General features: G+C 69.2%; 5 protein-coding genes and 1 pseudogene. 3 read left to right on the top strand and 3 right to left on the bottom strand.

Annotated features, from left to right (window positions below; translation table 11 throughout):
* From Q0C81_RS13765 to Q0C81_RS13755, 3 genes are all read right to left on the bottom strand, one after another.
* A partial coding sequence (locus tag Q0C81_RS13765; protein ID WP_291838969.1) for a flagellar hook-basal body complex protein occupies positions 1-436 on the bottom strand: 436 nt, incomplete at its 3' end.
* Positions 437-483: 47 nt separating this feature from the next.
* The gene (locus tag Q0C81_RS13760) at positions 484-1,206 is read right to left on the bottom strand and encodes a flagellar hook assembly protein FlgD (protein WP_291838966.1); all 723 of its coding nucleotides are present in this window, start codon (positions 1,204-1,206) and stop codon (positions 484-486) included.
* Between the two features lie 3 nt (positions 1,207-1,209).
* A complete protein-coding gene (locus Q0C81_RS13755) occupies positions 1,210-3,153 on the bottom strand; it encodes a flagellar hook-length control protein FliK (RefSeq protein WP_291838963.1) in 1,944 nt (647 codons plus the stop codon).
* A gap of 393 nt (positions 3,154-3,546) precedes the next feature.
* On the opposite strand from Q0C81_RS13755, the gene flgK reads away from it, so the two are divergent.
* The 3 genes and pseudogenes from flgK to Q0C81_RS13740 form a co-directional block, all read left to right on the top strand.
* On the top strand, positions 3,547-5,664 hold the full coding sequence (gene flgK, locus Q0C81_RS13750; RefSeq protein WP_291838961.1) for a flagellar hook-associated protein FlgK: 2,118 nt from the start codon (positions 3,547-3,549) through the stop codon (positions 5,662-5,664).
* Complete coding sequence (locus tag Q0C81_RS13745) at positions 5,664-6,590, top strand: flagellin (RefSeq protein ID WP_291838958.1); 927 nt, start codon at positions 5,664-5,666, stop codon at positions 6,588-6,590. The genes flgK and Q0C81_RS13745 overlap by 1 nt, the downstream gene beginning before the upstream one ends.
* Before the next feature lie 64 nt (positions 6,591-6,654).
* A pseudogene (locus Q0C81_RS13740) lies at positions 6,655-7,139 on the top strand (radical SAM protein); the annotation flags it as partial.

Here is a 7,139-nt window from a genome sequence, read left to right as displayed (position 1 = left end):
CGGTGGCGATCTCGCCGTTCGAGTCCACCGGCCAGCCTTGCAGGTACAGGCCGGCGCTGTTCTTCAGGTAGCCCATGTTGTCGACGCGGAAGGCGCCGGCGCGGGTGAACAGGCGGGTGTCGGTGGCGCCGACGCCTTCGGCCTGGGTCGTGGTGACGAAGAAGCCCTGACCGTTGATGGACAGGTCGGTCGCCTCGGTCGTGCGTTGCAGCTGACCTTCCTGGCTGATGAACGAACGGGCGTTGGCCATCACGCCGCCGGCCGAATAGCTGCCGCCGGCGCGGGTCTGGCTGTTGACCAGGGTCTGGAACTCGGCGTTCGTCCGCTTGTAGCCGACGGTGTTGACGTTCGCGATGTTCTGGGAAATCGCGGCCAGGGCGGTGGAGTTGGCGGCGAGGCCGGACACGCCGGCCAGCATAGCGCTGTTCAGGCTCATGGATTACGCTCCTTGAAGGGAAGTTTTCGGGAAGGCGGCGGAGCGCGTCATGCGGCCACCTCCTCGTCAGGGACGGGCGGATTCTCCGCATCGTCGTTGTCAGCTTGTGCGCGGATCTCGTTCAGCGAGATCACGGTCGAAAGCGGAAGGATGGAGTCGCCGATCACCAGGTACGGCGCGCCGTCGTACATCTCGACGCCGGTGACGCGGCCGCGGATCAGGGTCTGGCTGTCGACCTTGCCGCCGTTGGCGTTGGTGGCGGTGACTTTCAGCGTGTAGACGCCGCCGTTTTCGGCGGTGTCGCCGCCGGTCATCTTGCCGTCCCAGGTGAAGTCGTGGACGCCGATGCCCTTCTCGGGCGCCTTGCCTTCCCAGACGACCTTGCCGTTCTTGTCGAGCACCTGCAGCTTCACGTCCGCGGCCGTGCCGCCCAGCTCGTAGGACCAGGTCGCCTTGCCGTCTTCCAGCGAGGTGGCGGACCAGGCGGCGGTGACCTGCTTGCCGATGTAGTTGGAGGCGTTGTCCAGGCCGCCCGCGGACTGGGCCTTCAGCAGGCTGGTCAGCAGGTCGTTGGTCAGCAGTTGCTGCTCCACCCCGGCCATCTGCGTCAGCTGGGCGGTGAACTCGTTGGAGTCGACCGGCGACAGCGGGTCCTGATTGCGCAGCTGCGTGGTCAGCAGGGTCAGGAAGGTCTCGAAGTTCGAGGCCAGGCTCTTCGAGCCGGAGTTGATCCGGCCGGAGGCGTCGGGTGCGGAGACGGAGTCAACCATCGATCAGACCTTCATATCCACGCCCGCGGGCGTGAGAGACAGCGCCTGCCAGCGAGGGGGCTGGGCGACGGCGTCGGCTTCGGTGTTCAGGCGGGCTGCGGCGGCGAAGGCGCGGGACTGACCCCGGCCCTGGCCCTGGGAGGCATCCTGTCCGCGATCAAAGAAGCTGGAGCCGCTGTCGCGCTGGGTGAACTCAAAGGCGTCGTCCGCCAGGTGGAAGCCCTGCTGCTCCAGCTGACGGCGCAGGTCGTCGACCCGGCCCCTCAGGTCCGTGGCGGCGGCCGGGTTGTCGAAGGCCAGACGCGCGGCCAGACGGCCCTCGGCGTCGATGTCCAGCTTGATGTCGACCCGGCCCAGCTCATCGGGCGTCAGCGACATCTCGAAACGGGTCGAACGTCCGTCCAGTTTCCTCTGAATCTGGGCGGCGATCTGGGCGGTGGCTTCGATCGCCACGCGTGACAGGCTCGACCCCAGGGCCTCGCGGGCGGCATGGGCGGTCTGGGCCGACGGCGCGGCTTCGGGAGCGGTCGCATCGACCGGAACCTCGGCGGCGGCGTCGCCTTCGGCCTTCTCGATCGCGGGCGCTTCGATCGTCTTCGACGCGGCCGAGGCGGACGCCTGCGCGACGGCCGGGTTCGGCGTGGCCGCGGCGGAGGCCTGCGGCGTGGTCGTCACAGGCGTGGACGGAGCGGCGGTGTCCACGGCGGCGTTGGTTTCCACCGACCGCGAAGCTCGCTCGGTCTGCGGACGCGGGGACGGCGTCTCGACCGGGCGCGGCGTCTCGGCGCTCTTGGGCTCGGCGTCCGGAACCGGCGGCTGCGCGACGTCAGCCGCATCTGTCGCGCCGGACGGCTTCGCGGTTTCGGCGGGCGCCGCGACCTCATCCTGGGTCGATGCGGAGGCGGAGGCCACAGGCTGCGTCAGCGGCTCCGGGGTCGCCTTGCCGGCCGCCGTCGGCGCGGGCTGCGAGACGTCCGGCGTCGGCGTGGCGGAGATCGTGCGGGACGGCGTCTCGCCCTGCGGGCGGGCGACCTCGACCATCGCGCTGTCGTCCAGCCGCGCCTGTTCCATGTCGCCGGCCGGGTGACGGACCGGCGTCATGACCGACGGCGTCTGACCGGCCGTGACCGGCGGCGCCGGAGGCTGGGTCAGCGGTTGCGTCGTCGCCGTCTTGGTTTCCGGCTGGGCCGGAGCGGGCGGCAGGACCTCAGGCGCGTCGGATTGATCGGCCTTCACCGCGGGACGGACCTGCGGACCGGCCTCGGCCGTCTTGGTGGTCGGGGTCTTTTCGACAGGCAGGGGCGTGGTCGCCGGCGAAGCCTCGGCCTTCGGCGCCGGCGCGGCGGGAGCGAGCGGCGCGACGGGATCAGCGACAGGCTCAGCAACGGGCGGGGCCTCGACCGCGATCGGCTGAGCGGCGGCCTGAGCCGGGATCGGAGCCGGGATCGGGGCCGTCTCGGCGTCCGGAGACGCGTCAACCACGGGCGCCGGCATGGCCGCAGCGGGGAGCGGGGCCGCGATGACGGAAGCGTCCGTCGTGGGGGCTTCCGCCGCGGGAGCCTCGAGGGCCGGTTCGGCGGACACGGGTTCGACCGCCGGGAGGGCGTCTTCAGTGGCGACGGGGGCGGGCGCGGCGGGAGCCGTGTCGCCTTCAGCCGCCTCGATCGCGGGTTCGCCCGCGACGACCGACAAGGCCGCTGCATTGATCTGCAGCAGGGGTTGCGGGGCCGAGGGTATCGGAACACCCGACAAGCCCGCCAGGGCCGAAGCTGCGGGATCGGGTTGTTCGGGCGTCGGCGTCGTCTCGTCCAGACCTTCATCCACGTCCCCGCCCAGCATTGACGCCAGCAGGCCCTCGAACGCCGACGCGTCGACGGCCGCCGACCCTTGCGAGGTCGTCGGCGCGGCGGGCGCGATCATGGACAGCAGTGCGGATGCAGTCGACATGGGGTCCGGGGGCGGCGGTGGCCGAGGTGGATGGCGGGGGCGCCTGCTGCGCCGAACATTCGAAACCTCAGGCGCAAATCGCGGGCCATTGTGAAATTGGCGATAAGTAGCTGATTTTATTGAACTGTGATCGCGCCGCCCTGCGTCGGCGGCGCCGTGAGAGCGGTCCAAACTTGCCGCGTGCCGACCAATCTTGCCCAGCGCCGCCGGCCGCTCCCGGAGCTGGATCGCGATGGCCCGCTGTTTGCGCCTCCCGAACGTCATGACACAGACGCGAAACGCGATGCTGCGTAAATTCAATGAGTTGGCCGGGGTGCGCGAATGCGCTGCCGGGCAAAAAGGGCGCGGCGGCTGGCAGACCTTGCCGGGCGCCCGTTCGATGGAGGTCCGCGCATGTCGGTGACCAGCATCCTGAACAACGCCAATTCGGGTCTGATCGCCGCCCAGACCCAGCTGCGGGTGGTCTCGGACAACGTTTCGAACGTCAACACGCCCGGCTATGTCCGCAAGATCGCCGACCAGGTCTCCCGGTCCAGCCAGGGCGTCGGCAGCGGCGTGGAAGTCACGCGCATCCGCCTGGCCACCGACCGCTTCCTGCAGGCGGCCAGCCTCAGCGCCGGCGCCGAGGCGGCGCGTCAGGGCGTGAAGTACGAACTGTACGACCGCATCCAGTCGATGTTCGGCGACCCGGGCGGGAAGAGCAGCTTCTTCGGCCAGGTGGACGGCGTCTTCGCCGCCTTCGCGTCCAGCGCCGAGGATCCGACCTCCTCGCCCCGCCGCCAGGACGCCCTGTTCAAGACCCAGGCGCTGTTCGACGAGGCCACGCGGATCGCCAAGCAGATCCAGGCGGTCCGGGAAGACGCGGACGGCCGCATCCAGAGCGCGGTCGAGAACGCCAACAACCTGCTCCAGCAGATCGAGGCGCTGAACGTCGAGATCACCCGGGCGAAGGTCGTCAACGGCGACGCCTCGGGCGCGGAGACCGCGCAGGCGGCCCTGATCGGCCAGCTGGCCGAGGTCATGGACGTTCGCGTCACGGCGCGCACGATCGGCGGCGTGTCGATCCGGACCGGCAGCGGCGCCATGCTGGCCGGGGAGGGCGCGGCGACCCTTTCCTACACGCGCGCGGGCACGGTGACCGGCGAGACCAATTTCAACGACATCTGGATCACCGAGCCGGGCGGAAGCAAGCAGTCGCTGCTGGACAATGTGACCTCGGGCGAAATCAAGGGCCTGGTCGAACTGCGCGACGTCGAGGCGCCCGCCGCCGCCAGTCGGCTGGCCGAGCTGATCACCCATGTCGCCGACGAGCTGAACCGCGCCCACAACGCCAACACGGCCATGCCGCCGCCGAACCGGCTGGACGGCCGCAATGTGGGCCAGTCGCTCGAAAGCGCCATCGCCGGCTTCAACGGGCGGACGACCATCGCCGTCACCAACGCCGCCGGAGTGATCCAGCAGCGGGTCGACATCGTCTTCAGCGGCGCGACCATGACGGTGAACGGCGTCGCCGCCGATCCGACGACCTTCCTGGCGACCCTGAACACCCAGCTGGGCGGCGCCGCCTCGGCCCAGTTCATCGACGGCAAGCTGTCGATCGTGGCCAGCAACGCCGCCAACGGGGTCGCCATCGCCGATGATCCGACGACGCCGTCGAGCAAGGCCGGCCGGGGCTTCTCCCACTACTTCGGCCTGAACGACCTGATCTCGGCGGATCGTCCGGCCCTGTACGACACCGGCATGACCGCGGCCTCGCCGCACGGCTTCACCGCCGGCGAGACGATGACCTTCCGGTTCGCCAACGAGGCCGGCGCCCGGATCCGGGACATCCAGGTGGCGGTGCCGCCCGGCGGCACGGTCGGCGACCTGATCAATGCGCTCAACGATCCCGCGACGGGCGTGGGCGCCTACGGTAAGTTCTCGCTCGGCGCGGACGGCGCGATGAGCTTCACGCCCGTCGGCAATCCGCCGCTGAAGATGAGCGTGCTGAACGACAACACCAGCCAGGTTCCGTCCGGGATCACGGCGACCGAGATGTTCGGCATCGGCGCCGGCGTGCGCACCTCGCGCGCGGACAGCTTCTCCCTTCGGTCGGACATTCGGCAGGGGCCCGCCAAGCTGGCGCTGGGGCAGCTGAACCTGTCCGCGGCGGCCGGGACGCCGGCGCTCAGCGCGGGCGACGGCCGCGGCGCGCTGCTGCTGGCCGACGCCGGCGAGCGGACCGCCAACTTCCAGCCGGCGGGCGGCTCCTCGGGCGGCCAGGTCTCGGTCTCGCGCTACGCCTCGGAGCTGGCCGGCGATATCGGCGGCAAGGCCACGGCCGCGAAGAACCGCAAGGATTCTTCAGGGGCGCTCTACGCCGAGGCCGTCGGACGCCAGACGGCCCACGAGGGGGTCAATCTGGACGAGGAGCTGGTGCTGATGACGACCTACCAGCAGGCCTTCAACGCTTCGGCCCGCCTGATTCAGGCGGCCAAGGACATGTACGATACGCTTCTGGGGATGATCTGATGACCCGCGTCGCCACCTTCGGAAACTACCAGTCGGCCCTTCTGAACCTGATGACGGCCCAGACTCGGTCCGCCGAGGCCCAGGAGCGGGTTTCGACCCAGAAGAACGCCACCGACCTGACCGGCTTTGGCCGCCAGTCCGAGACCCTGACGGCGCTCAAGGGCGCCCAGAGCCGCATCCAGGGCTTCATGGACACGGCCGAGGCGGTAACGGCCCGCCTGACGACCCAGGATCTCGCCCTGACCCAGATCGGCGACGGCGTCGACGCCTTGCGCACGGCGATCGGCAACGCCCTGTCGTCGGACTCGTCGACCTCGCTGATGCTGGAGATGGAGGGCCAGTTCCAGACCATCCGCGGCGGGCTGAACATGCGCCACCAGGGCGGCTATCTGTTCGCCGGGACGCAGGTGAACACCCCGCCGGTGGACGTATCGAATCTGTCGGAATTGGCCGCGGCGCCCAGCGTGGCCTCGATCTTCCACAACGACAGCCTGAAGACCGCCAGCCGCGTCGCCGAGGGCACGACCCTGGAGACCGGCTTCCTGGCCAATGAGGTCGGGACCGACGCCATGAGCATCCTGCGCGACATCCAGAACTATCACACCAGCGCCGCCGGACCGCTGACGGGCAAGCTCACCGAGCCGCAGAAGACGTTCCTGACGACCCAGCTGGCGCGGCTTGAGCAGGCCAGCAAGGGCGTGATCGACAAGACCGCGACCACCGGTTCGCTGGCCAATCAGGTCGAGAACGTCGAGAAGAGCCACAAGGCCCAGCTGGACTCGCTGGACGAGCTGGTCTCGAACCGCACCGACGCCGACATGGCCAAGGCGGTGACCGACCTGCAGCTGTCGCAGATCGCCATCCAGGCCTCGGCCCAGGTGATCAGCCAGCTGCGGCAGGTCTCGCTGCTCAACTATCTGAGCTGACGCGGAAAATTACGCAACGGCGACGCTGGACAGGTGTTCACTCTATGGAACATAGAGTGAACAAATGGCTCAACTTGATCTCCGTAAGAAGCTCTCCATCCTCGCCGACGCGGCCAAGTATGACGCCAGTTGCGCGTCCTCGGGCACGTCGAAGCGCGACTCCGTCGGCGGCAAGGGGATCGGCTCGACCGAGGGCATGGGCATCTGTCACGCCTACACCCCGGACGGGCGGTGCGTGTCCCTGCTCAAGATCCTGCTGACCAATTTCTGCATCTACGACTGCGCCTACTGCATCAACCGGGCGAGCTCGAACGTGCCTCGGGCGCGGTTCGATGTGCGGGAGGTCGTGGACCTGACGCTGAGCTTTTACCGCCGGAACTACATCGAGGGTCTGTTCCTGTCGTCCGGCATCATCCGGTCGGGCGACTATACGATGGAGCAACTGGTCCTGGTGGCGAAGACGCTGCGGGAGGAGCACGATTTCCGCGGCTACAGCCACCTGAAGCTGATCCCCGAGGCGGACGAGCGGCTGATCGCCGAGGCGGCGCT

The sequence above is a fragment of the Brevundimonas sp. genome (assembly GCF_023259385.1).
Classification (GTDB): domain Bacteria; phylum Pseudomonadota; class Alphaproteobacteria; order Caulobacterales; family Caulobacteraceae; genus Brevundimonas.
This window is presented reverse-complemented; position numbering and strand designations above follow the sequence as displayed.